This is a genomic window from Streptomyces sodiiphilus, assembly GCF_039529215.1.
Lineage (GTDB): Bacteria > Actinomycetota > Actinomycetes > Streptomycetales > Streptomycetaceae > Streptomyces > Streptomyces sodiiphilus.
The window spans coordinates 200,150-223,286 of sequence record NZ_BAAAMJ010000030.1 but is presented as its reverse complement, the minus strand read 5'-3'; the positions used below and the strand labels follow the sequence as shown (position 1 = coordinate 223,286).

The window sequence follows — 23,137 nt, the reverse complement described above, 5'->3', positions numbered from 1 at the left end:
CACACAAGGAGCACCTCATGGCGGGCAACAGCCACGGAAACACCCCTGCCGCCTGGACCGGCGTCGTCCTGGCCCTCATCGGTTTCTCGGCCGCGGGCGTCTTCATGGTGATGGCCCAGCCGCTGGGCGTGGTGGCCGGCCTCGTGGTGGTCGCCCTGGGCGGGGTGGCCACCCTGGTGATGAACTCGATGGGCCTGGGGTCGGAGAAGCAGCTCGGTACCCCCGCGATTCCGCCCTCGCGTGCCGCCTCGGAGCCGGAGGGCGCCGACGGCGAGGCGGAGAAGACCTCGGTCTGATCCCGGACCGGCGGGTTCCGGCCCGCCGGTCACCCGCCCGGCGGCGCCGCGGATGCGCGGCGCCGGGCCGCGGGCCAGCCTGGTCCCGTGTGTGCCCCGCGAGCTGTGCCGCGCCGCCTTCCGCGCCCCCTGGTGCGGGCGGCGCCCCCGCTGACGGCGCTGGCCTGCGCCGTGGCCGCGTTCGGCTATGTGGGTGCGGTCGACCCGGGCGTCCCCGGACGGTACCCCGCCTGCCCGGTGCCGGTGCTCACCGGCCTGTACTGCCCGGGCTGCGGGGGGCTGCGCAGCGCGCACGCCGTCGCGCACGGGGACCTCGTGACGGCCCTGGAGGCGAACGCCCTGGCCGTCGCCGGTTACGCGGTGGGCGGGGTACTGCTGGCCGGGTGGCTGCTGCGAGCCCTGCGGCCGCGGCCCGGGCCCCGGCGGGCACGGTTGCCGGGGCGACGCGGGCGCCGGTGGGCCGCGGGGGCGGTCTGCGGGGCGCTGGTGGTCTTCACCGTGGCGCGCAATCTGCCGTTCGGCGTGGTGCCGATGCCCTGATCGGGTGGCCGCTGTCCGGGATACGGGACAGTGCGCGGGCGGATGCGGACCCTGTCACCCGTGCCGGATACCATCGTCAGTGATTGATCCGTTCGCTCTTTCGAGCCGCGCCCGGCAGGCAACCGCCGGCCCGCCCGGGAGACCGCACCCGAGACGAAGGGGGCCGCTCGAGTGAGTGTGCTCGACGAGATCATCGACGGAGTCCGCGCCGACCTCGCCGAGCGGCAGCAGCGGGTGAGTCTGGAGGAGCTCAAGCAGGCAGCCGCCAAGGCCGCGCCCGCCAAGGACGGCGTGGCCGCCCTCAAGGGCGACGGCGTCCGGGTGATCTGCGAGGTCAAGCGCTCCAGTCCGTCCAAGGGCGCCCTGGCCGCGATCGCCGATCCGGCCGGCCTGGCCGCGGACTACGAGGCCGGCGGTGCCGCCGTGATCTCCGTGCTCACCGAGCAGCGCCGGTTCGGCGGTTCGCTGGCCGACCTGGACGCGGTCCGGGCCCGGGTGGACGTCCCGCTGCTGCGCAAGGACTTCATCGTCAGCTCCTACCAGCTCTGGGAGGCGCGGGCGCACGGCGCCGACCTGGTGCTGCTGATCGTCGCCGCCCTCGGGCAGGACGCCCTGGTGTCCCTGATCGAGCGGGCCGAGTCGATCGGCCTGACCCCGCTGGTCGAGGTGCACGACGAGGAGGAGACGGCGCGGGCGCTGGACGCCGGCGCCCGGGTCATCGGCGTCAACGCCCGGGACCTGAAGACCCTCAAGGTGGACCGCTCCACCTTCGCCCGGGTCGCCCCGGAGATACCCGGTCATGTGGTGAGGATCGCCGAATCGGGGGTGCGCGGCCCGCACGACCTCATTGCCTACGCCAACGAGGGTGCCGACGCGGTGCTGGTGGGCGAATCCCTGGTGACCGGCCGGGATCCGCGGGCCGCGGTCGCCGACCTGGTCGCGGCCGGTGCCCACCCCGCTCTGCGGCAGGGGCGCTGAGCGTGTCCGTCCGCCGCCGTGCCGTCGCGGCCCCCGGCCGTCCGCCGGGGGCCGGTGCCGTGCGCTCCGCCGCGCGGCGGACCGCACGGGCCTGCGGCGGACCGGGGCACGCCTGGCTGGCCGCCGGCGCCCGTCCGCGCGGCTGCTGACCGCCCGCCCGCCGGGTGCTGGGCCGCAGGGTCAGGTACCACATCGGCTGTGAGCCGGGGCAGACCCGCGGCATGCGATGGCGTGGCTGAGAGACCCCTCTCCCACGTCACCTTTTCGCTGTCACGCTGCTCTTGACGGAGGGCCCAGCCATGTCCGAGAACTTCTTCGTCCCCGATCCCGAGGGGCGGGTCCCCAGCGCCGAAGGGTATTTCGGCGCCTTCGGCGGCACCTTCATCCCCGAGGCCCTGAAGGCCGCGGTGGAGGAGGTCGCCGCCGAGTACGAGAAGGCCAAGGCCGATCCCGCCTTCGCCGCCGAACTGAACGATCTGCTGGTCAACTACACCGGCAGGCCCAGCCCGCTCACCGAGGTCCCGCGGTTCGCCCGGGAGGCGGGCGGCGCCCGGATCTTCCTCAAGCGTGAGGACCTCAACCACACCGGCTCCCACAAGATCAACAATGTGCTGGGCCAGGCGCTGCTCACCCGGCGCATGGGCAAGACACGGGTCATCGCCGAGACCGGCGCCGGGCAGCACGGGGTCGCCACCGCCACCGCATGCGCGCTCTTCGGCCTGGAGTGCACCATCTACATGGGAGAGGTGGACACCAGACGCCAGGCCCTGAACGTCGCCCGGATGCGCATCCTGGGTGCCGAGGTGGTGCCCGTCTCCTCCGGCAGCCGGACGCTCAAGGACGCGATCAACGAGGCGTTCCGCGACTGGGTCGCCAATGTGGACCGCACCCACTACCTGTTCGGGACGGTCGCCGGCCCGCACCCCTTCCCCACCCTGGTGCGCGACTTCCACCGGGTCATCGGCGTGGAGGCGCGGCGGCAGATCCTGGAGCGGACCGGCCGCCTCCCGGACGCGGTGGCCGCCTGCGTGGGAGGCGGCTCCAACGCCATCGGGCTGTTCCACGCCTTCCTCCCCGACCGGGACGTCCGGCTGGTCGGCCTGGAGGCCGCCGGCCACGGCATCGCCTCCGGTGAGCACGCCGCCACCCTGACCGCGGGGGAGCCGGGCATCCTGCACGGTTCCCGCTCCTACGTCCTCCAGGACGACGAGGGCCAGATCACCGAGCCGTACTCGATCTCGGCCGGCCTGGACTACCCCGGGATCGGGCCCGAGCACGCCTATCTGAAGGACAGCGGACGCGGCGAGTACCGCCCGGTCACCGACGACGAGGCCATGCGGGCCCTGCGCCTGCTGTCGCGCACCGAGGGCATCATCCCCGCGATCGAGAGCGCGCACGCCCTGGCCGGCGCCCTGGCGCTCGGCCGTGAACTCGGCCCCGAGGGCCTGGTCCTGGTGAATCTCTCCGGGCGCGGCGACAAGGACATGGACACCGCGGCCCGCTACTTCGGGCTGTACGACGGCGAGGAGACGGACCGATGAGCGCGGTCGCGAGCGGGAACGCGGGGCTGCTGCAGTCCACCCTGCGGGCCACGGCACAGGCGGGACGGTCCGCCCTGGTCGGGTACTTCCCGGCCGGCTTCCCCACGGTCGAGGGCGGCATCGAGGCGATGACGGCCATGGCCGAGGGCGGCTGCGACATCATCGAGGTCGGGCTGCCGCACAGCGACCCCGTGCTGGACGGGCCGGTCATCCAGACCGCCGACGACATCGCGCTGCGCGGCGGGGTGCGGATCGCCGGAGTGCTGCGCACCGTCCGCGAGGTCCACGCCGCCACCGGGGTGCCGGTGCTGTGCATGACCTACTGGAACCCCGTGGACCGGTACGGGCCCGAGCGTTTCGCGGCGGGCCTGGCGGAGGCCGGCGGGGCCGGCTGCATCCTGCCCGACCTCCCGGTCGAGGAGTCCGAGGCCTGGCGCAAGGCCGCCGAGCAGCACGGGCTGGCCACCGTGTTCGTGGTGGCCCCCAGCAGCCGGGACGAACGGCTGGCGGCGATCACCGCGGCCGGCAGCGGCTTCGTCTACGCCGCCTCCCTGATGGGGGTGACCGGCACCCGTCAGTCGGTGGGACAGCAGGCTCAGGAACTGGTCCGCCGCACCAGGGCCACCACCGACCTGCCGGTGTGCGTCGGGCTCGGCGTCTCCACCCCCGCACAGGCGGCCGAGGTGGCCGGCTTCGCTGACGGCGTCATCGTCGGATCGGCCTTCGTCCAGCGGATGCTGGACGACCTGGAGGAGCCGGCCGCAGGGGTCGCCGCGGTGCGGGCGCTGGCCGGTGAACTGGCCCGCGGGGTCCGCCGGGAGAGCTGACCGGGCGCCGCGCGCCCGTCCCACCGGGGCCCGGGTCCGCCCGGATCCGGGCCCCGGTACAGTCGTGCGCCATGGGGACAGGGGCAGCGGGGGGACACCCCGCCGGGCAGCCGGTGCCGGACGTCTGGCAGCCGCCGACCGAGGTGGAACGGGCGCTTCACCGGGCAGGGGAGCGGGAGGACTGGCCGGCGTACTACCGGACGCTGGCCGCCACCGATCTGTTCTTCCCGATGCGCCGGGACATCGTGGACGCGCTGCCCGGTGTGCTGAGGCCGGCCATCTTCCGTGACCCGCAGGTGCGGGGGCTGTGCGTGGCCGTGTTCACCCGCGGCATGCTCCCGCCCCCCGACAGCGGGGACGTCTTCGAACGCGGTGATCTGCTGCGGATCGCCAAGTCCTGGCCGCGTTCCGCGAGCTGGCTGGCGGTCAACCCCGGGACACCGGTGGAGACCTTTCTGCCGGCCGAACCCCGGCGATGGAAGCGGCACGCCCGCCGGGCCGCCCCCGAGCCGCCGCTCAAGACCTGGTTCACCGGGCCGCTCACCGGGCCGCTGGCGCACGGCCTGGCCTGCGGTGCCCTGCTCATGGTCAGCAACGGGGCGATATGGAACCACCTGGGCTGGCAGTCCGGTGGCTACAGCGAGGAGCGCGCGCTGCTGCGCCGGTGGTGGGGCGTGACCGGCCGGGACGGCTGGCTGCAGGCCCAGGAACAACTGCTGCGCGGTGACATGCTGCCCGCCGCGTGGGAGTTCGTGCTGGAGGTGCGGCAGGTGCTGCTCCAGGAGGACGGGGTGCCGCCGAAGCCCGTCCAGTGGCGGGAAGCCGTCGAGGCGGTGCTGGTCGCCCGTACCGCCGAACTGGTCGACCGCACCGGTCGGCCGCCCGACTTCGACCTGGACTCCGACATCGCGCTGATCCAGAAGCTGATCGGCCGGATCCTGCGCTACGAGGCACGGTTCCGCGCCGACGGCGTGCTCGCCGAGGACGGTCTGGTCCGCTCGGTGCTCGCCTGGGACCTGGGCCGGGCCTCGTGCATGGCCCGCTGGGGGCTGGGTGCCCGCTACTGCGGGCAGGCCGAGACCGAGACGGCCGTGCTGCGCGCGGGGGAGACAGCCCGCGGGGTCTACGGCTCCTGGGAGGAGTTCTCCGCCGGTTACATCCTGGGCCGCTGCCTGCACTTCGACAGCGAGGAATACGGCGACTGGTACACCGAGATGCTGGCCGCCCACCGGCTGCTGACGGCCGATCCGCGCAGCCCGTGGCGGACTGTGTCCTTCCTCGCTCCCGCCGGCGAAGGAGACCTCCCGGACCCGAGGGATCTTACGGATCTCTGACGGCCCGGCCGCGCGGCCCGGGCACCGCCCGCCGCGGCCGTTAGCGTGGCGGCATGCGTGTACTGGTCACCGGAGGCGCCGGATTCATCGGATCGCACATCGTGCGCGACCTGCTGGCCGCGGGCGACGAGCCGGTGGTGCTGGACACCCGGCCGCGTCCGGCCGGTACGCCGGTGGGCGTGGAGTGGCTGCGGGCGGACGTCCGTGACGGGGAGGCGGCAGAGCGGGCCCTGGCGGGCGTGCACGCGGTGTGCCACCAGGCCGCGATGGTCGGCCTGGGCAAGGACTTCGCGGACGCCCCGGCCTACGTGGGCAGCAACGACCTGGGCACCGCCGTGCTGCTGGCCGCCATGGAGCGGACCGGGGTGGGCGGGCTGGTGCTGGCCGGATCGATGGTCGTCTACGGAGAAGGCAGCTACCACTGCCCCGGGCACGGCGAGGTGCGTCCCGGGCCACGGGCCCCGGCCGACCTCGACGCGGGCCGCTTCGAACCGCGGTGCCCCGCGTGCGGCGCGGAGCTGACGCCGCACCTGGTGACCGAGGACGCCCCGGCCGACCCCCGGAACGTCTACGCCGTCACCAAGATCGCCCAGGAGTACCTGGCGTCGTCATGGGCGAGGGCCACCGGCGGACGGGCGATCAGCCTCCGCTACCACAACGTCTACGGCGACGGCATGCCGCGCGACACCCCCTACGCGGGTGTGGCCTCCTTCTTCCGTTCCGCGCTGGAGCACGGAGAACCGCCCCGGGTCTTCGAGGACGGTGCCCAGCGCCGTGACTTCGTGCACGTGGACGACGTCGCGGCGGCCAACACGGCGGCCCTGTCCGCGCTGTCCGCGCACCCGCCCGGCACGCTGCGCGCCTACAACACCGGCAGCGGCGAACCGCACACCGTGGGCGAGATGGCGCTCGAACTGGCGAAGGCGGCGGGGGGCCCGGAGCCGCAGGTCACCGGCGAGTACCGGCTGGGCGACGTGCGGCACATCACGGCCGACTCGCGGCGCCTGCGGGAGGAACTCGGGTGGCGGCCCAGGGTCGGCTTTTCCGAGGGCATGGCGCGCTTCGCCCGGGAGCCGCTGGCAACCGGCGGATGAGCCCCCCGGCGCGCGGGGCGGTGAGCCGCTCAGCCCGCGGTCCGGGCGGTGCCGCCCCCGCGGACCGGCTGCCGGTCCCCGGGCCGGCAGCGCCGGAGCCCCGCCGGCCGCCGGGCGGGGGCGGGCAGCACGGCCGTGGCGGGTGCCCGGACGTCCTCCGGCACCGGCAGCACCACCTCGAAGCAGCACCCGCCCGGCACGTTGCCCACCCGGACCAGTCCGCCGTGGGCCTCCACGATGCCGCGCACGATCGCCAGTCCCAGCCCCGTGCCGTCCGGCGACCCGCCGTGGGCGCCGCGCCAGCCGGTCTCGAAGACGCGGGGCAGGTCCCCGGGCGGAATGCCGCCGCAGCCGTCGGTCACCGAGAGCACGGTGCCCTCATCCCGGCGGGCCGCGGCCACGCGCACCGTGCCGCCGGGCGGTGTCCGGCGGATCGCGTTGACCAGCAGGTTGGTGAGGACCCGGCTCATCTCCTTGCCGTCCACCAGCATCGGTACGGCGTCCGCCCCGCCGTCGGCAAGACGCACCCCGCGTTCGGCGGCCAGCGGTTCCGCCCCGGCGACCGCGTCCCCCAGCAGGTCGTAGGCCGAGACGGGCGCGGGAGCCAGGGAGAGCGACCCGGCCTGTATCCGGGACAGTTCGAACAGGTCCTCGATCATCGTCCCGAGGCGGTCCACCTCGCTGCGGATCTGCCGGTGGTAGCGGGCAGGCTCCGGGGCGACGCCGTCCTCCAGCGCCTCGGCCATGGCGCGAAGCCCGGACAGGGGGGCCCGCAGATCGTGGGATATCCAGGCGACCAGCGTCCGCCGGGACGCCTCCAGGGACCGCTCCCGTTGCCTGGCGTCCGCCAGTCTCGCGTCGGTGTCGGCGAGCTGGCGCGCCAGCGAGGTCAGTTCGGCGGGCATGGCGGTGACCGGTGCGGTGAAGCCGCCGCCGTCGCCCAGGGTGCGGGCGGCCTGTTCCAGGGCCCGGTGCCCGGAGCTCACCCAGCGGCCCAGCAGCAGCGCGGTGACCGACGCGGCCACCGCCGCCACCGCCGCCACCGCGGTGACGACCGCGAGGTCGTGCCGGGAGAGGAACATCGAGCGGGCCACAGCCAGCGTTCCGGCCAGCGTGGCACCCACCGCGACCGTGGTGAGCACCGCCAGCGAAACCGCCACCGGGCGGCGCCGCACCGCCCGCAGCACCAGCGCGCCCGCCAGCCCGGCCGCCACGGCGCCGGCCGCGCCGTATCCGGCGATCGGCAGCAGGTCCGGGAACGCCACGCCGCCGGCCGGGGGCCCGGTCACGCGCACCGCCCGGTGCCCTGGGCGTCGAACCGGTACCCCACGCCCCAGACCGTGGTGATCAGCCGGGGCCGGGAGGGGTCCGCCTCCACCTTGTGCCGCAGCCTCCGCACGTGCACGGTGACCGTGGACAGGTCCCCGAACTCCCAGCCCCACACGGCCGTCATGAGGTCCTCCCGGCTGAAGACGCGGCCGGGGTGGCGCAGGAAGTGCGCCAGCAGGTCGAACTCGCGCAGGGTCAGGCCCAGCTCCCCGCGGGCGTCCCGCGCGGTGCGCGCCGCCGGGTCGAGCAGCAGGCCGCCGCCGCAGAGCACATCCCCTCCGCGCACCGTGCCGGGAGGGGACCGGCGCAGCACCGACTCCACCCGCAGCACCAGTTCCCGGGGGCTGAACGGTTTCGTCACATAGTCGTCGGCTCCCGTCTCCAGGCCCAGGATGCGGTCCTCCTCGGCACCCCGGGCGGTCAGCATCACCACGGGCACCGCCCCGCCGCGGCGCAGCCGCCGGCAGACCTGCAGGCCGTCCAGTCCCGGCAGCATCAGGTCGAGCACCACCAGGTCGGGCGGTGCCGCGGCGACGCGTTCCAGCGCGCCGGGGCCGTCGGCGGCACGGTCCACGGAGAATCCGGCCCGGCCGAGATAGCCGGCCACGACTTCGCTGACGGTCGGATCATCGTCGACGACGAGCACGCGGCGGGGGAGTGTCTGAGGCATGTGCGGGTCTCACCTCGGTTGCGTGGTGCGGCCTGGGGGCGTGAGAAGGGGCGGCGGACGTCAGACTTTCGTAAGAAGACAACAGACCGTTATGCGGTTGTTGTCTTCGTAGGGTAGGGGAGATGACCATTTCTCCGACGGAACACGGTGACGTCGTCCTGCCGTGCCTGAACGAGGCCGCGGCGCTGCCCTGGGTGCTGGACCGCATCCCGGAAGGGTGGCGGGCGGTCGTGGTGGACAACGGCTCCACCGACGGCTCGGCCCGGATCGCCGAACGGCTGGGTGCCGTCGTCGTCCACCAGCCGGTGCGCGGTTTCGGCGCGGCCTGTCACGCCGGGCTCGAGGCCGCGGAGGGCGACCTGGTCGCCTTCTGCGACTGCGACGCCTCCCTGGACCCCGGACGGCTGGTGGATCTGGCACGGCCGGTGAGTGCCGGGGAGGCGGACCTGGTACTTGCCCGCCGGCGCCCCACCGGGCGCGGAGCCTGGCCGCTGCACGCCCGGCTGGCCAACCGCGCGCTGTCCCGGATGGTCCGCCGCCGCACCGGGGCCCGCCTGCACGACCTCGGCCCGCTGCGGGTGGCCCGCCGCAAGGAACTGCTCGCCCTGGACCTCACCGACCGGCGCAGCGGCTACCCCCTGGAAATGGTGGTGCGGGCCGCCGACGCCGGCTGGCGGATCGAGGAGGCGGAGGTCCCCTACCGGCCGCGTACGGGACGGTCGAAGGTGACCGGCACCTGGCGCGGCACCTGGCAGGCGGTCCACGACATGAGGGCGGTGCTCAGGTGAAGCGGACGACCATGCCGACGGAGCCGGTGCCCGGCGCGGCGCCGGGGGCGGTGCCCGGCGGCTGTGCGCCGGACGGGCCGGCCACCCTGCTCGTCATCGCCAAGGAGCCGGTGCCCGGCCGGGTCAAGACCCGTCTGACCCCTCCCTACACCCCTCGCGAGGCGGCCCGGCTGGCGGAGGCCGCGCTGGCCGACACGCTGCGGACCGTGCTGAAGGTGCCCGCCCGGCGGCGCGTGCTGGTGCTGTCCGGCCGCCCCGGCCCGTGGCTGCCGGGCGGCTTCGAGGTCGTCCCGCAGGCGGAGGGCGGTCTCGACGAGCGGATCGCGGCGGCCTTCGCCCGCTGCGCCGGGCCCGCTCTGCTGCTGGGCATGGACACCCCTCAGCTGACGCCCGAGCTGCTGGCCCCGGCCACCGGGCCGGACAGCTGGCCCGAGCGCACCGCCTGGTTCGGGCCCGCCCGCGACGGCGGGTTCTGGGCGCTGGGGCTGACGGACCCCGACCCCGCCCTGGTGCGGGGAGTCCCGATGTCCACGTCCGGCACCGGCCGGGCCCAGCGGGAGCGGCTGACGCGTGCCGGGCTCACCGTCCGTGAACTGCCGGTGCTCACGGACATGGACACCGTGCGGGACGCCGAACGGATCGCCGCCGAGACGACCGGCGGCCGCTTCCCGGCCGTGTACGCAGCCGTACGACGGAGGGCCGCCCCGTGACCATCACTTCCTCCTCGCGCTCCCCGCGCGGTCCCGCGCGCGCGGCCCCGGCCTGGTCGGCCGACCCCTACACCAGGGCCCTGCGGGCCGGCGGCGGCCCGCTGTACCTGCGTTGCCCCGACGGAAGACGCCTGCCGCTGGAGGTGGAGCGCTGGTGCGCCGGGCCGGACGCGGCCGACCGCACCGTGCTGGGCCGGTGCACCGGCCGGGTGCTCGACATCGGCTGCGGCCCCGGCCGCATGGTGACCGCCCTGGCCCGCATGGACCGTCCGGTACTGGGCATCGACACCGTCCCGGCGGCCGTCGAGCGGACCCGGCGGCGCGGCGGGCCCGCGCTGCTGCGCTCGGTGTTCGGGGACGTCCCCGGCGCGGGGCGCTGGCGCAGCGTGCTGCTGGTCGACGGCAACATCGGGATCGGCGGCGATCCGGCGGCGCTGCTCACCCGCATCCGGGAACTGACCGCTCCGGGCGGGGTCCTGGTGGCCGAGGCGAGCCACGGCGAGGCAGGGCTCGACGAACGGTTCGAGGTCCGGCTGGACGACGGCAGCGGGGACACCGGCCCGGCCTTTCCCTGGGCCAGACTGGGCCAGGACGCGCTGCGCGACCGTGCCGAGCGGACCGGCTGGGTCACCGCCGGCCTGTGGACCGCACACGGCCGCAGCTTCGTGGCGCTGCGCAACGGCAGCCACTGACAGACCGGCCCCGCCCGGCGGGGGAGCGGCGGCGGGGTGCGACGAGCCGCGACGCCCCGAACGGGTGACGCCGGCTCACCAGCCGGTGAGCAGCAGGTGGTTCACGGCCAGCGCGACCGCTGCCTGGGCGGCCAGCCAGCCGCGTGCCCACCGGGCGGGCAGCAGCGCGGCGGCCGGCAGCAGCCACAGCACGAACGGCAGCCAGATGCGTTCGGTCTCCGCCTTGCTCATGCCGGACGCCGTGGCCAGCAGTATCGCCGTCAGGGCCCCGGCCACCAGGACCACGGTCGCGGCCTGTCCCGTCAGCGGGCTGCCCGATCCCAGGTCGCGGGCCGCGCGACGGGCGGTGCCCGGCAGGGCCACGGCCCAGCGGCGCAGCGCCGCCACACCGGCCAGTCCCACCGTGAGCACCTGGACGGCGAGGTTGGCCCACACGAAGTAGGCGTAGGGGCGCACACCGCCGGCCCCCTGGTGGTAGCGGTCCACCACGGCGGTGTAGCCGTCGAACCACCAGAAGCCGGCCGCGGTGAAGGCCACCACCCACACGGCGATGCCCGCCAGGGCCCACGGCAGCGGGCGCCAGGACCGGGCGGCCACCAGCACCGCCAGTGCCACGGTTCCCATCAGCGCGAGCCCGTACGACAGGTACAGCAGCCAGCCGAACAACAGCCCGGACCCCAGCGCGGCCGCGGCCGGGAACCGGGCCGCTCCGGTGGCGGCCAGTGCCAGCAGGGCGACCGCCCACGCGGCCACGGCGGCGAAATGGGCGTCGGCCGACACACCCATCCAGACCGCGGCCGGGGCGAGCACCACGAACGGGGCCGCCCGCCGGGCGGTCTCCTCCCCGGCCAGTGCCCGGACGGTCACCAGTACGGCGGCGGCCGCCGTGGCGGCGGTGACCACGCAGAACATGCCCGCCCAGGCGCCGCCGCCCAGCCCGATGCGGTCCAGCCCCACGAACGTGAGCAGTGCGCCGGGAGGATGCCCGGCCACGTGCACGGGCCAGTTGTCGGGCCGGTCCAGGGGTACGCGTTCGGTGAACGTGGTGAGGAACACCCGCAGGTCCCGTACCTCGTCCACCGCCGCCAGGTACTCGTAACGGCTGGTGAGCCGCTCGGTGATGCCACGCTCCCAGCCGTCGATCATCGCCAGGGTCCAGATCCACACCAGCGACCCCGCGGTCGCGGCCCAAGGAAGCGCCCGCGTGCTCAGCCGGCGGGCAGCGGCGGGCCCGTACACCGTGAGCAGGGTGCCGGTGACCAGCGCCGGCACGGTGCCCGGACCGACGTGGGGTTCCCAGTCGGCATACAGCGGGGGCCAGTTGAGCTGAAGAACGTTGTCGCCGTCGACCGCGGCCCCGACGGCGTCGGCCACCGCGAACAGCGCCGCCGCGACGGCGGCGGCGATCAGGTCGGCTCTGCGCCCCGGGTCGGCGGGGGCCTCGTTCCGGTGGCCGTCGGGTTTCTGCGGACCGGAGCGGCCGGTGTCGGTGTTCGCGGCGGTCACCGTTCCACGCTAAGGGCTGTCCCGCCGTCCCCGGCGGACCGGCGCGCGGCGCCGGACGCGGTGCCTCGCGCGGCGCCGGACGCCCGGAAGATGTGCCGCCGCGGGCCGTGTCCTGCCCGTGCCCGGGTCGTTGGCCCGGGCATGAGCCAGAAGAACCGTGAGGGGAAGAGCACCGCCCGTGAGCGGCTGCTGGAGGACCGCCGGCGGGAGAAGGCGGCCGAGCGGCGGTTGCGGGTGGCCAAGGTGCTCGGTGTCGCGCTCGCCGTTCTCGGTGTCGCGGCCGTGGTGGGCTACATCGCGGCCGGCCAGGGCGGCAACGGGGACGCCGACGGTCCCGCCGACCCGATCGCCGTGGGGTCGGCCCGGGCGCCCGCGACGCTGAGCATCTACGAGGACTTCCGGTGTCCGGCCTGTGCCCAGTTCGAGATCTCCTTCCGGGACACCATCGGGGAGCTGACCGAGGAGGGCAAGCTGCGCACGGAGTACCACCTGGTCACCATCATCGACGGGAACCTCGGCGGGGACGGCTCGCAGTTCGCGGCGAACGCCGCCGCCTGCGCCCGCGACGAGGGCGCCTTCACGGAGTATCACGACGTCCTGTACGACAACCAGCCTCCGGAGTCCGCGGACGCCTTCGGGGACAAGGACCGGCTGATCGACCTGGCCGCCGGGATCGAGGAGCTGGACACCGAGAGCTTCCGCTCGTGCGTGCGGGACGGTACCCACGACGACTGGGTGGAGCGCTCGAACAACGCGTTCCGCCAGTCGTCCTACCAGGCCACCCCGACGGTCCTGCTGAACGGCGAGAACATCTACGGCGACCCGTCCGACCCGCTGACTCCCCAGCGGCTGCGCGAGAGGGTCGACGAACTGGCCGGTGAGGAGGGGTGACGCGGTGGTGAGGAAGGTGTGTGACACGGGACGGGATCGGCCCCGCGGATTCCGGCCGGGGGCACCGGCGCGGTAGCGTCGGGGACACCATGGAGATCCTTGCCTCTATCCCCAGCCCCGGGACCAGTGAGATTCATCTCGGGCCCCTGCCCCTGCGCGGTTACGCGCTGTGCATCATCGTCGGTGTCTTCGTCGCGATCTGGCTCGGCGGTCGGCGCTGGGTCGCCCGCGGCGGCCGGGCCGGGACGGTGGCGGACATCGCCGTCTGGGCGGTGCCGTCCGGACTGATCGGTGCCCGGCTGTACCACGTGATCACCGACTACCAGCTCTACTTCGGCGAGGGCCGGAACCCGGTCGACGCCATCCGCATCTGGGACGGCGGCATCGGTATCTGGGGAGCCATCGCCGGCGGTGCGGTCGGAGCCTGGATCGCCTGCCGCCGCAGGGGCATCCCGCTGCCGGCGATGGCCGACGCGGTGGCTCCCGGCATCGCCCTGGCCCAGGCCATCGGGCGCTGGGGGAACTGGTTCAACCAGGAGTTGTACGGGCGCCCCACCGATCTGCCGTGGGCGGTGGAGATCGACAACAACGTCGACACCGGCACCTTCCATCCCACCTTCCTGTACGAGTCGCTGTGGTGCGTCGGGGTCGCCGTGCTGGTGATCTGGGCCGACCGCCGGTTCCGGCTCGGGCACGGCCGGGCCTTCGCCCTGTACGTGGCCGCCTACACGGTGGGCCGGTTCTGGATCGAGTACCTGCGCATCGACGAGGCCCACGAGTTCCTCGGCCTGCGGCTGAACAACTGGACCGCGGTCGTCGTCTTTCTCGCCGCGGTGGCGTACTTCGTGATCTCCGCCCGGCGCCGTCCGGGCCGTGAGGACGTGGTGGAGCCGGCCCCCGAGGGCGGGGCGGACGAGGACGGCTCGGAGCGTGAGCCGACGGAGGAGAGCACCGGAGGCGAGGCCGGCGACGCCGGTGCCGGGGAACCGGAGCGCGAGCGGGCCGGAAAGGCGGCGGGGAAGCCCGCCGGAGGACGCCCCGGCGAGTAACCGCGCCGCGACACACGGTCCGAAGAGCCGGGGCTCCCATGCCCCGGCTCTTCGAGGCTTGCGCGCCCGCGTGTGGGTGTGCTTTGTTACCCAGGGGTTTCGCCCGCCGTTCAGGGGGCATGACCCCAGGGCCCCCGAGCAGTGACGCTCGCCGCCATCCGTTCCTCCCGGGTGGCTCGCCCGCCCTTCCCGGAAGCGGCCCCTGCCACAGCGTCGTCCGCATCGTGGACGGGGTTTCTCCGCTCCCCGGGAATGGCCGCATCGTGTAACCTGCACGAAAATTTTTGAACGCCAGGGCCAACGTCGTCCCTCGGCAACACGCAACTTGCCAAGAGACGACGACGGGAGAGCCGATGCGTTCTGCGTCCCACCCGGCCAAGCAGGGGATGTACGACCCGGGCAACGAGCACGACGCCTGTGGCGTCGGCTTCGTCGCCACCCTGACCGGTGAGGCCAGCCACGACCTCGTCGATCAGGCGCTCACCGTGCTCCGCAACCTGGAGCACCGGGGCGCCACCGGCCGCGACCCCGACACCGGCGACGGCGCGGGCATTCTCCTCCAGGTGCCCGACGCCTTCCTGCGGGAAGCCGTGCCCTTCACACTTCCCGCCGCCGGCCGCTACGCCGTCGGCATGGCCTTCCTGCCCGCCGAGGCGGACGCCGCCGCGGGCGCCGCGGCCACCATCGAGACGATGGCAGGCGAAGAGGGCCTGACGGTGCTCGGCTGGCGCGAGGTCCCTGTCGCCCCCCAGCTGCTGGGCGCCGCGGCCCGCGAGGTCATGCCCGCCTTCCGGCAGCTGTTCGTCGCGGACGCCGCGGGCGAGCGGGCGGGCCTGGAGCTCGACCGTCTCGCTTTCCTGCTGCGCAAGCGCGCCGAGCGCGAGGCCGGCGTCTACTTCCCCTCGCTGTCCTCCCGCACGCTCGTCTACAAGGGCATGCTCACCACCGGACAGCTGGAGCCGTTCTTCCCGGACCTCTCCGACCGCCGTCTCGCCTCGGCCATCGCGCTGGTGCACTCCCGGTTCTCCACCAACACCTTCCCGAGCTGGCCGCTGTCGCACCCCTACCGGTTCGTGGCCCACAACGGTGAGATCAACACCGTCCAGGGCAACCGCAACTGGATGCGTGCCCGGGAGTCCATGCTCGCCAGCGACCTGTTCCCCGAAGGCGCGCTGGAGCGGGTGTTCCCGGTCTGCACCCCGGGAGCCTCCGACTCCGCGACCTTCGACGAGGCCCTGGAACTGCTGCACCTGGGCGGCCGGACGCTGCCGCACGCGGTGCTCATGATGGTCCCCGAGGCGTGGGAGAACCACGAGTCGATGGACCCGGCGCGGCGCGCCTTCTACCAGTACCACTCCACCCTGATGGAGCCCTGGGACGGCCCGGCCTGCGTCACCTTCACCGACGGCGTCCAGGTCGGCGCCGTACTGGACCGCAACGGTCTGCGCCCGGGCCGGTACTGGGTCACCGACGACGGGCTGGTCGTGCTGTCCTCGGAAGTCGGCGTGCTGGACATCGAGCCGGCCAGGGTGGTCCGCAAGGGCCGCCTCCAGCCGGGCCGTATGTTCCTGGTCGACACCGCCGAGCACCGCATCGTCGAGGACGACGAGATCAAGGCCGGGCTGGCCGCCGAGCGCCCCTACGGCGAGTGGCTGGAGGCCGGGCTCATCGAGCTGGCCGACCTGCCCGACCGCGAACACATCGTGCACACCCACGCCTCGGTCACCCGGCGCCAGCAGACCTTCGGGTACACCGAGGAGGAGCTGCGGATCCTCCTGACGCCTATGGCCAGGACCGGAGCCGAACCGATCGGCTCCATGGGCACCGACACCCCCATCGCCGCGCTCTCGGACCGCCCCCGGCTGATCTTCGACTACTTCACCCAGCTGTTCGCGCAGGTCACCAACCCGCCGCTGGACGCCATCAGGGAGGAGCTCGTCACCTCCCTGCACTCGTCGCTGGGCCCGCAGGGCAATCTGCTGGCGCCCACCGCGGCGGCCTGCCGCAGCGTCACGCTGCCCTTCCCGGTGATCGACAACGACGAGCTGGCCAAGCTCATCCACATCAACGCCGACGGCAACCTGCCCGGCTTCGACTCCGCCACCCTCTCCGGCCTGTACCGGGTGGCCGGCGGCGGCCGGGCCCTGGCCGCCCGCCTCGACGAGATCTGTGCCGAGGCGGACGCGGCCATCGCCGACGGCGCGCGCGTGATCGTGCTCTCCGACCGGCACTCCGACGCCGAGCACGCCCCCATCCCCTCCCTGCTGCTCACCTCGGCCGTCCACCACCACCTCATCCGCACCAAGCAGCGCACCCAGATCGGCCTGCTGGTGGAGGCGGGCGACGTGCGCGAGGTGCACCATGTCGCGCTGCTCATCGGCTACGGTGCCGCCGCGGTCAACCCCTACCTGGCCATGGAGTCGGTGGAGGACCTCGTCGCGCGCGGCACCTACTTGCCCGGCATGGAGCCGGAGACCGCCATCCGCAACCTGATCCTGGCGCTCGGCAAGGGCGTGCTGAAGGTCATGTCCAAGATGGGCATCTCCACGGTGGCCTCCTACCGCGGAGCTCAGGTGTTCGAGGCCATCGGCCTGGACCAGGAGTTCGCCGACACGTACTTCCACGGCACCACCACCAAGATCGGCGGCGTGGGGATCGGCGTCATTGCCCAGGAGGTCGCCGCCCGGCACGCCAAGGCCTACCCGGCATCCGGCATCGCCCCGGCCCACCGGAACCTGGAGATCGGCGGCGAGTACCAGTGGCGCCGGGAGGGCGAACCGCACCTGTTCGACCCGGACACCGTCTTCCGGCTCCAGCACTCCACCCGGCAGCGCCGCTACGACATCTTCAAGCAGTACACCGAGCGGGTGAACGAGCAGTCCGAGCGGCTGATGACGCTGCGCGGCCTGTTCCGGTTCAAGGAGGGTGAGCGCCCGCCGGTTCCGCTGGAGGAGGTCGAGCCGGTCAGCGAGATCGTCAAGCGGTTCTCCACCGGAGCGATGTCCTACGGCTCCATCTCCCAGGAGGCGCACGAGACGCTGGCCATCGCCATGAACCGGCTGGGCGCCAAGTCCAACACCGGTGAGGGCGGGGAGGACCCCGACCGCCTGTACGACCCGGAGCGGCGCAGCGCGATCAAGCAGGTCGCCTCCGGCCGGTTCGGCGTCACCAGCGAGTACCTGTCCAACGCCGACGACATCCAGATCAAGATGGCCCAGGGCGCCAAGCCGGGAGAGGGCGGCCAGCTGCCCGGCCACAAGGTCTACCCGTGGGTCGCCAGGACGAGGCACTCCACGCCGGGCGTCGGGCTGATCTCGCCTCCGCCGCACCACGACATCTACTCCATCGAGGATCTCGCCCAGCTGATCCACGACCTGAAGAACGCCAACCCGTCGGCCCGTGTCCATGTGAAGCTGGTCTCCGAGGTCGGTGTGGGCACCGTGGCCGCCGGAGTCTCCAAGGCGCACGCCGATGTTGTCCTGATCTCCGGGCACGACGGCGGCACCGGGGCCTCGCCGCTGACCTCCCTCAAGCACGCGGGCGGCCCCTGGGAGCTCGGCCTGGCCGAGACCCAGCAGACGCTGCTGCTCAACGGGCTGCGCGACCGGATCGTGGTGCAGACCGACGGCCAGCTGAAGACGGGCCGCGACGTCCTGATCGCCGCCCTGCTGGGCGCCGAGGAGTTCGGTTTCTCCACCGCGCCGCTGGTGGTCTCCGGCTGCATCATGATGCGGGTGTGTCACCTGGACACCTGCCCGGTCGGTATCGCCACCCAGAACCCGGTGCTGCGCGGGCGCTACGCCGGCAAGGCCGAGCACGTGGTGAACTTCTTCGAGTTCGTGGCCGAGGAGGTCCGCGAGCTGCTGGCCGCGCTGGGCTTCCGCACCCTGGAGGAGGCGGTCGGCCACGCCGAACTGCTGGACACCTCCCGCGCCGTGAACCACTGGAAGGCGGCCGGCCTGGATCTGGACCCGCTGCTGCACGTCCCGCAGCTTCCCGAGGGCGCCGCCCGGCACTGCGCCACCGTCCAGGACCACGGGCTGGAGAAGGCGCTGGACAACCAGCTGATCAAGCTGGCCGCCGACGCCCTGGAGGCCGGGAGCGCCGAGGCCGCACAGCCGGTGCGCGCCCAGGTCGCGATCCGCAACATCAACCGCACGGTCGGCACCATGCTGGGTCACGAGGTGACCAAGAGGTTCGGTGGCGCCGGCCTGCCGGACGACACCATCGACATCACCTTCACCGGCTCCGCGGGGCAGTCCTTCGGCGCCTTCGTGCCGCGCGGTGTGACCCTGCGGCTGGAGGGCGATGCCAACGACTACGTCGGCAAGGGCCTGTCCGGCGGGCGGCTGATCGTCCGCCCGGACCGCGCGGCCGACCACCTGGCGGAGTACTCCACCATCGCGGGCAACACCCTCGCCTACGGGGCCACCGGCGGCGAGCTGTTCCTGCGCGGCCGGGTCGGCGAGCGCTTCTGCGTGCGCAACTCCGGTGCCACGGTGGTCGCCGAGGGTGTGGGCGACCACGGCTGCGAGTACATGACCGGGGGCCGGGCCGTCGTACTGGGCGAGACCGGGCGCAACTTCGCGGCCGGCATGTCGGGGGGCATCGCCTATGTCCTCGATCTGGCCCCGGAGCGGGTCAACCCCGGCTTCGTCGCCGTGGAGGAGCTGACCGTCGAGGACCGCGAGTGGCTGCACGACGTGGTGCGCCGCCACGCCGAGGAGACCGGCTCCACCGTCGCCGCCGGGCTGCTGGGCGACTGGGAGGCCGCCGTTGCCCGGTTCGGCAAGATCATGCCGATCACGTACAAGGCCGTGCTCGCCGCCAAGGACGCCGCCGAGCGAGCTGGACTCAGCGAGTCCGAGACCCACGAGAAGATGATGGAGGCGGCGACCCATGGCTGACCCGAAGGGCTTTCTCACCACCGAGCGCGAGGGCGCGCGGAGCCGTCCCGTCGCCGAGCGCGTCAAGGACTGGAACGAGGTCTACGTCCCCGGCTCCCTGCTGCCGGTCATCAGCAAGCAGGCCGGCCGCTGCATGGACTGCGGCATCCCGTTCTGCCACAACGGCTGCCCGCTGGGGAATCTCATCCCCGAGTGGAACGACTACGCCTACCGCGAGGACTGGGCGGCCGCCAGCGAGCGGCTGCACGCCACCAACAACTTCCCGGAGTTCACCGGGCGGCTGTGCCCGGCGCCGTGCGAGTCCGCCTGCGTGCTGGGCATCAACCAGCCCGCGGTGACCATCAAGAACGTCGAGGTCACCATCATCGACAAGGCGTGGGAGTCGGGGCACGTCATCCCGCAGCCCCCCGAGCGGCTGTCCGGGAAGACGGTCGCCGTCATCGGTTCCGGGCCGGCCGGGCTGGCCGCCGCCCAGCAGCTGACGCGCGCCGGGCACACCGTCGCCGTCTACGAGCGCGCGGACCGGATCGGCGGCCTGCTGCGGTACGGCATCCCCGAGTTCAAGATGGAGAAGCGCCACATCAACCGCCGCATCGAGCAGATGCGCGCGGAGGGCACGAAGTTCCGCACCGGGGTGGAGGTCGGCCGCGACATCGACGCGGCCCGGCTGCGCAAGCGGTACGACGCGGTGGTCATCGCCGCGGGTGCCACCACCGCGCGGGATCTGCCGGTGCCCGGACGCGAGCTCAAGGGCGTGCACCAGGCGATGGAGTACCTTCCGCTGGCCAACAAGGTGCAGGAGGGCGACTTCATCACCTCGCCCATCTCCGCCGAGGGCAAGCACGTGGTGGTCATCGGCGGCGGTGACACCGGCGCGGACTGCGTCGGCACCGCTCACCGGCAGGGGGCGGCCTCCGTCACCCAGCTGGAGATCATGCCGCAGCCCGGAGTGGACCGCCCGGAGAACCAGCCCTGGCCGACCTTCCCGATGACCTACAAGGTCACCTCCGCCCATGAGGAGGGCGGCGAGCGGGTCTACTCCGTGTCCACCACCCATTTCGAGGGGGACGAGGACGGCCATGTGCAGTGGCTGCACATGGTGGAGGTGGAGTTCACCGGCGGCCGCCCGGTGCCGGTGTCGGGCACCGAGCGCAGGATCCCGGCCCAGCTGGTCACCCTGGCCATGGGGTTCACCGGCCCGGACCGGGAGAACGGGCTGGTCGAGCAGTTCGGTCTGGAGCTCGACGAGCGGGGCAACATCGCCCGGGACGGCGACTACGCGACCAATGTGGACGGGGTCTTCGTGGCCGGTGACGCCGGCCGGGGCCAGTCCCTGATCGTGTGGGCCGTTGCCGAGGGCCGGGCCGCGGCCCGCGGCGTGGACAGCTATCTGACCGGCGGCAGCGCGCTGCCCTACCCGGTGCGCCCCACCGACCGCGCCCTGACCGTATGACCTGACGCGGCGTGGCCGGGCGGTCCGTTCCGCGGCCGCCGGGCCCGTCAGCGAAGCCCGGCGGCCGCGGTGGCGGCCGCACCCGGTGGCGCGGCCGGTGCCGCGATGCCCTGCCCGGCCGGACGGCCGGGAACGGACGCCGCGGCGGTGCGGGCCGGGATGCACCGGCCCGGCCCGCGGCCTGTCAGTCAAGCGGCGGGAAGCGCTCCTCGAACAGGTCCGTGCCATGGACGGCGTCCACCACGACCCGCCCGCCCAGCTCCGCGTCGAGCTCGACCTCCACCGGGTCGATGACCAGCATGTCGTTGCACACCTCGGCCTCCGGGTCGGGCACCGACCAGCCGCCGAGGATCACCAGGTCCTCGGTCTCCTTCACCCAGACGCCGAAGTCCGCGTCGCAGTCGCCGTGCCCGACCTGCACGGTGAGGCCCTCGGCATCCGAAGAGGCGGGCGGGTCCGCGCCCTCCAGCGGCAGCAGGTCCTGCCCGCCGCCCACCGACGGCTCCACCTCGGGCCAGTCGGCCGCGATCTGTTCCGCCCGCTCGTCGAAGGCGGCGCGGGAGGCAGCCCCGGGTTCCTGGCCGCCGGCGTCCNGCCCTCCGTGGCATCCGCGTCCCGCGACGGTTCCTGGGCGCTCTCCTCGCCGCACCCGGCGAGCACCAGTGCGGCGATTGCCACCAGCGGCAGTATCGTGGTCCTGCGCATGACACGCACCTCCTTGATCTTCGGCATGGGGGTGTGACGGACGAGCGGACGGATGGGTTCCGTTCCCCCGGCAGAAACCCGACCGGTCCGGATCTCCCGCTCCGGAGGAGCCGGGTGACGGAAGGGCAGGGCCGCCGGGAAGCGGCGGCCCGGGATCAGCCGGGGTCCCGCGGCAGCCGGGCCTGCCAGGCGGTGAACAGCGGTACCGAGCCCTCGCCGTCCAGCACCACCACCCCGAACGGCCGGTCGAAGGCCAGGTGCCGCACGTGTCGCGCGCGGCGGAACGCGGCCCGCACCATCGTCACCGCCGTGGCGGCAGCCGCCTCCACGCCCTCCTCGGCGACCGCCAGCACGCATTCCTGGACCACCCGGTCGATCCGCAGCCGGCCCGGCGAGAGCCCGGAGAAGTCGGCCGCGTCCGAGACCGCCGAACCGGCCCCCAGAGCGGCCAGCCGGTCCGTCACCTCCCAGCTGCTCCGCAGCCGGTGGCGGGGCAGCGACACCGACACCTCGTCCGCGTCCACAGCCTCCCGGCGGCCCGGGTCCGCCCAGGCCGCCGGCAGCACCTCGGGCGCCGGTGCGCCCGGGGGCCCCAGCACGAAGCGGACCACCGCCGGCAGCCCGCCGCCCCCGGTGGAGCACCGCAGCTGGACTACCGCCGCGCCGTGTCCCGGCACCAGCCACGCGTCGGCGCCCGGTACCGGTCCGCGCATCGTGCGCACCGGCGCGGTGGTCCCGGCCACGTCGGTGAACGGACGCATCGCGGTGCCCGCCGGGTCGAAGGGGGTCTGCCAGCGGGCGGTCAGCGCCAGCACGTTCACCAGCAGCAGCTGAGTACCGGCGGCCGGCTGGAGCGGCAGGTGCCCGATCCGGCCCCCGGTCGCTTCCCGTACCCAGTCGTCCAGGCGTCCGCCGGTGAGCTTTTCCAGCTCTCCGAAGCCGACGCAGGGCAGCCCGTCCCGGTACGCCGTGTGCACCGGTTCGCGCGTCCACACCGCGGTCCCGCAGGCCAGCGCGTCCGTCCGGGCCAGCGCCCGCGCCACCGCCGTCACGGCGGGAGCCGCCGGCCGGCCGGCGGTGCCCAGCAGCCCCTCCAGCTCCGCCGCCGTCCCGCCGCGCGCCCCGGCCGCGAGGGCCGCCAGAGTCAGCCACAGGCCCGCCGGGGAGCAGACGAGATCCCCGCCCGGCCGGGCCGGGTCCGGGCCGTCCGCGGACACCTCCAGCCACCGGCGGGCCAGTGCGCCGATGGCCTCCGCGTGTCCGGTGAGCCCTTGCTGCGTCACGTTCGCACTCCGTCGGTCGTCCGCCAGGGCCATTGTGCGTCTCACCACCGGGCCGGGGCCGCAACCGCCGTCCGTGCCGCGCGTCCCTCCCCGGCCGCCGGGCGATCTCACTGTGCGGCGACCGGCGGCGCCGCCGGGACGTCCCGGCATAGAGTCCCGACTGTGACGTACAGCGACATCGACGAGACTGTGGCCGCGGAACTCGGCCGGCTGCGCGAGAGCATCGACAACATCGACGCGGCGGTGGTGCACATGCTCGCCGAGCGCTTCAAGTGCACCCAGCAGGTCGGCCGGCTCAAGGCCGCTCACGATCTGCCGCCCGCCGATCCGGCCCGGGAGGCCCGGCAGATCGCCCGGCTGCGCCGGCTCGCCGAGAACGCCCGGCTCGACCCGGCGTTCGCCGAGAAGCTGCTCAACTTCATCATCGCCGAAGTGATCCGCCACCACGAGACGATCGCCGGCCACCCGGAACCGCAGGGCGGGCCGGACCGCCCCTGAGGAGGGCCGCCCGCCGGGCGCGAACCCGCTTTCACCGGGCCCGGCC

General features: G+C 73.9%; 19 protein-coding genes and 1 pseudogene. 16 read left to right on the top strand and 4 right to left on the bottom strand.

The features are described 5' to 3' along the window. Positions 1–17: 17 nt before the first annotated feature. The 8 genes and pseudogenes from ABD299_RS15260 (at position 18) to ABD299_RS15230 (ending at position 6,610) form a co-directional block, all read left to right on the top strand. Positions 18–296 (top strand): HGxxPAAW family protein, encoded by a 279-nt coding sequence (locus ABD299_RS15260; RefSeq protein WP_344262562.1) that lies wholly within the window; start codon positions 18–20, stop codon positions 294–296. Positions 297–383: 87 nt separating this feature from the next. After that, entirely contained in the window at positions 384–836 is a 453-nt protein-coding gene (locus tag ABD299_RS15255) for a DUF2752 domain-containing protein (RefSeq protein WP_344262560.1), read from the top strand. 171 nt (positions 837–1,007) lie between these two features. Further along, a complete protein-coding gene (gene trpC, locus ABD299_RS15250) occupies positions 1,008–1,814 on the top strand; it encodes an indole-3-glycerol phosphate synthase TrpC (RefSeq protein WP_344262558.1) in 807 nt (268 codons plus the stop codon). Positions 1,815–1,873: 59 nt separating this feature from the next. Continuing rightward, positions 1,874–2,053 (top strand): annotated as a pseudogene (gene trpM / locus ABD299_RS25155) (tryptophan biosynthesis modulator TrpM). 60 nt (positions 2,054–2,113) lie between these two features. Then, entirely contained in the window at positions 2,114–3,355 is a 1,242-nt protein-coding gene (gene trpB / locus ABD299_RS15245; RefSeq protein WP_344262556.1) for a tryptophan synthase subunit beta, read from the top strand. Beyond that, the gene (trpA, locus tag ABD299_RS15240; protein WP_344262554.1) at positions 3,352–4,182 is read left to right on the top strand and encodes a tryptophan synthase subunit alpha; all 831 of its coding nucleotides are present in this window, start codon (positions 3,352–3,354) and stop codon (positions 4,180–4,182) included. The genes trpB and trpA overlap by 4 nt, the downstream gene beginning before the upstream one ends. A 71-nt stretch (positions 4,183–4,253) precedes the next feature. Further along, entirely contained in the window at positions 4,254–5,516 is a 1,263-nt protein-coding gene (locus ABD299_RS15235; protein WP_344262552.1) for a DUF1266 domain-containing protein, read from the top strand. A 53-nt stretch (positions 5,517–5,569) separates the two neighbouring features. Beyond that, positions 5,570–6,610 (top strand): NAD-dependent epimerase/dehydratase family protein, encoded by a 1,041-nt coding sequence (locus ABD299_RS15230; RefSeq protein ID WP_344262550.1) that lies wholly within the window; start codon positions 5,570–5,572, stop codon positions 6,608–6,610. A gap of 29 nt (positions 6,611–6,639) precedes the next feature. On the opposite strand, the gene ABD299_RS15225 is transcribed toward ABD299_RS15230, so the two are convergent. Continuing rightward, positions 6,640–7,899, bottom strand: coding sequence for a sensor histidine kinase (locus ABD299_RS15225; protein ID WP_344262548.1), 1,260 nt, complete (start codon positions 7,897–7,899; stop codon positions 6,640–6,642). Then, a complete protein-coding gene (locus tag ABD299_RS15220; protein WP_344262546.1) occupies positions 7,896–8,609 on the bottom strand; it encodes a response regulator transcription factor in 714 nt (237 codons plus the stop codon). Before ABD299_RS15220 ends, ABD299_RS15225 begins: the two co-directional genes overlap by 4 nt. A 122-nt stretch (positions 8,610–8,731) precedes the next feature. On the opposite strand from ABD299_RS15220, the gene ABD299_RS15215 reads away from it, so the two are divergent. The 3 genes from ABD299_RS15215 to ABD299_RS15205 are packed head-to-tail and all read left to right on the top strand — an operon-like array spanning position 8,732 to position 10,799. Continuing rightward, positions 8,732–9,397 carry a glycosyltransferase family 2 protein gene (locus tag ABD299_RS15215; RefSeq protein ID WP_344262544.1) on the top strand — a complete coding sequence of 222 codons (666 nt, stop codon included), beginning with the start codon at positions 8,732–8,734 and terminating at the stop codon, positions 9,395–9,397. Between the two features lie 11 nt (positions 9,398–9,408). Continuing rightward, positions 9,409–10,107: a TIGR04282 family arsenosugar biosynthesis glycosyltransferase gene (locus ABD299_RS15210; protein ID WP_344262542.1), complete on the top strand. Its 699-nt coding sequence runs from the start codon at positions 9,409–9,411 to the stop codon at positions 10,105–10,107. Continuing rightward, positions 10,104–10,799 carry a class I SAM-dependent DNA methyltransferase gene (locus tag ABD299_RS15205; RefSeq protein ID WP_425581341.1) on the top strand — a complete coding sequence of 232 codons (696 nt, stop codon included), beginning with the start codon at positions 10,104–10,106 and terminating at the stop codon, positions 10,797–10,799. Before ABD299_RS15210 ends, ABD299_RS15205 begins: the two co-directional genes overlap by 4 nt. Positions 10,800–10,874: 75 nt before the next feature. Here the strand turns inward: ABD299_RS15205 and ABD299_RS15200 are convergent, their stop codons facing one another. Next, positions 10,875–12,305, bottom strand: a complete 1,431-nt coding sequence (locus ABD299_RS15200) for a hypothetical protein (RefSeq protein WP_344262540.1) — start codon at positions 12,303–12,305, stop codon at positions 10,875–10,877. Between the two features lie 141 nt (positions 12,306–12,446). Between ABD299_RS15200 and ABD299_RS15195 the strand changes: the two genes are divergently transcribed. The 4 genes from ABD299_RS15195 to ABD299_RS15180 all read left to right on the top strand — a co-directional run bounded on the left by ABD299_RS15195 (position 12,447) and on the right by ABD299_RS15180 (position 20,605). After that, positions 12,447–13,196, top strand: coding sequence for a DsbA family protein (locus tag ABD299_RS15195; RefSeq protein WP_344262538.1), 750 nt, complete (start codon positions 12,447–12,449; stop codon positions 13,194–13,196). 89 nt (positions 13,197–13,285) lie between these two features. After that, on the top strand, positions 13,286–14,245 hold the full coding sequence (lgt, locus tag ABD299_RS15190; protein WP_344262732.1) for a prolipoprotein diacylglyceryl transferase: 960 nt from the start codon (positions 13,286–13,288) through the stop codon (positions 14,243–14,245). Positions 14,246–14,598: 353 nt separating this feature from the next. Continuing rightward, positions 14,599–19,152, top strand: a complete 4,554-nt coding sequence (gene gltB / locus ABD299_RS15185) for a glutamate synthase large subunit (protein WP_344262536.1) — start codon at positions 14,599–14,601, stop codon at positions 19,150–19,152. Continuing rightward, positions 19,145–20,605 carry a glutamate synthase subunit beta gene (locus ABD299_RS15180; RefSeq protein ID WP_344262534.1) on the top strand — a complete coding sequence of 487 codons (1,461 nt, stop codon included), beginning with the start codon at positions 19,145–19,147 and terminating at the stop codon, positions 20,603–20,605. The genes gltB and ABD299_RS15180 overlap by 8 nt, the downstream gene beginning before the upstream one ends. 860 nt (positions 20,606–21,465) lie before the next feature. On the opposite strand, the gene ABD299_RS15175 is transcribed toward ABD299_RS15180, so the two are convergent. Next, the gene (locus tag ABD299_RS15175; protein WP_344262532.1) at positions 21,466–22,593 is read right to left on the bottom strand and encodes a serpin family protein; all 1,128 of its coding nucleotides are present in this window, start codon (positions 22,591–22,593) and stop codon (positions 21,466–21,468) included. A 162-nt stretch (positions 22,594–22,755) separates the two neighbouring features. Here ABD299_RS15175 and ABD299_RS15170 point away from each other — a divergent pair, with 162 nt between their 5' ends. Beyond that, positions 22,756–23,091, top strand: coding sequence for a chorismate mutase (locus ABD299_RS15170; protein WP_344262530.1), 336 nt, complete (start codon positions 22,756–22,758; stop codon positions 23,089–23,091). Positions 23,092–23,137 lie beyond the last annotated feature (46 nt).

Bases quoted from the DNA above. Each gene is read 5' to 3' on its own strand.
- ABD299_RS15180 (WP_344262534.1), top strand. From the start codon at position 19,145: ATGGCTGACCCGAAGGGCTTTCTCACCACCGAGCGCGAGGGCGCGCGG.
- trpA (WP_344262554.1), top strand. From the start codon at position 3,352: ATGAGCGCGGTCGCGAGCGGGAACGCGGGGCTGCTGCAGTCCACCCTG.
- trpB (WP_344262556.1), top strand. From the start codon at position 2,114: ATGTCCGAGAACTTCTTCGTCCCCGATCCCGAGGGGCGGGTCCCCAGC.
- ABD299_RS15220 (WP_344262546.1), bottom strand. From the start codon at position 8,609: ATGCCTCAGACACTCCCCCGCCGCGTGCTCGTCGTCGACGATGATCCG.
- ABD299_RS15230 (WP_344262550.1), top strand. From the start codon at position 5,570: ATGCGTGTACTGGTCACCGGAGGCGCCGGATTCATCGGATCGCACATC.
- ABD299_RS15235 (WP_344262552.1), top strand. From the start codon at position 4,254: ATGGGGACAGGGGCAGCGGGGGGACACCCCGCCGGGCAGCCGGTGCCG.
- ABD299_RS15210 (WP_344262542.1), top strand. From the start codon at position 9,409: ATGCCGACGGAGCCGGTGCCCGGCGCGGCGCCGGGGGCGGTGCCCGGC.
- lgt (WP_344262732.1), top strand. From the start codon at position 13,286: ATGGAGATCCTTGCCTCTATCCCCAGCCCCGGGACCAGTGAGATTCAT.
- ABD299_RS15195 (WP_344262538.1), top strand. From the start codon at position 12,447: ATGAGCCAGAAGAACCGTGAGGGGAAGAGCACCGCCCGTGAGCGGCTG.
- ABD299_RS15215 (WP_344262544.1), top strand. From the start codon at position 8,732: ATGACCATTTCTCCGACGGAACACGGTGACGTCGTCCTGCCGTGCCTG.
- gltB (WP_344262536.1), top strand. From the start codon at position 14,599: ATGCGTTCTGCGTCCCACCCGGCCAAGCAGGGGATGTACGACCCGGGC.
- ABD299_RS15260 (WP_344262562.1), top strand. From the start codon at position 18: ATGGCGGGCAACAGCCACGGAAACACCCCTGCCGCCTGGACCGGCGTC.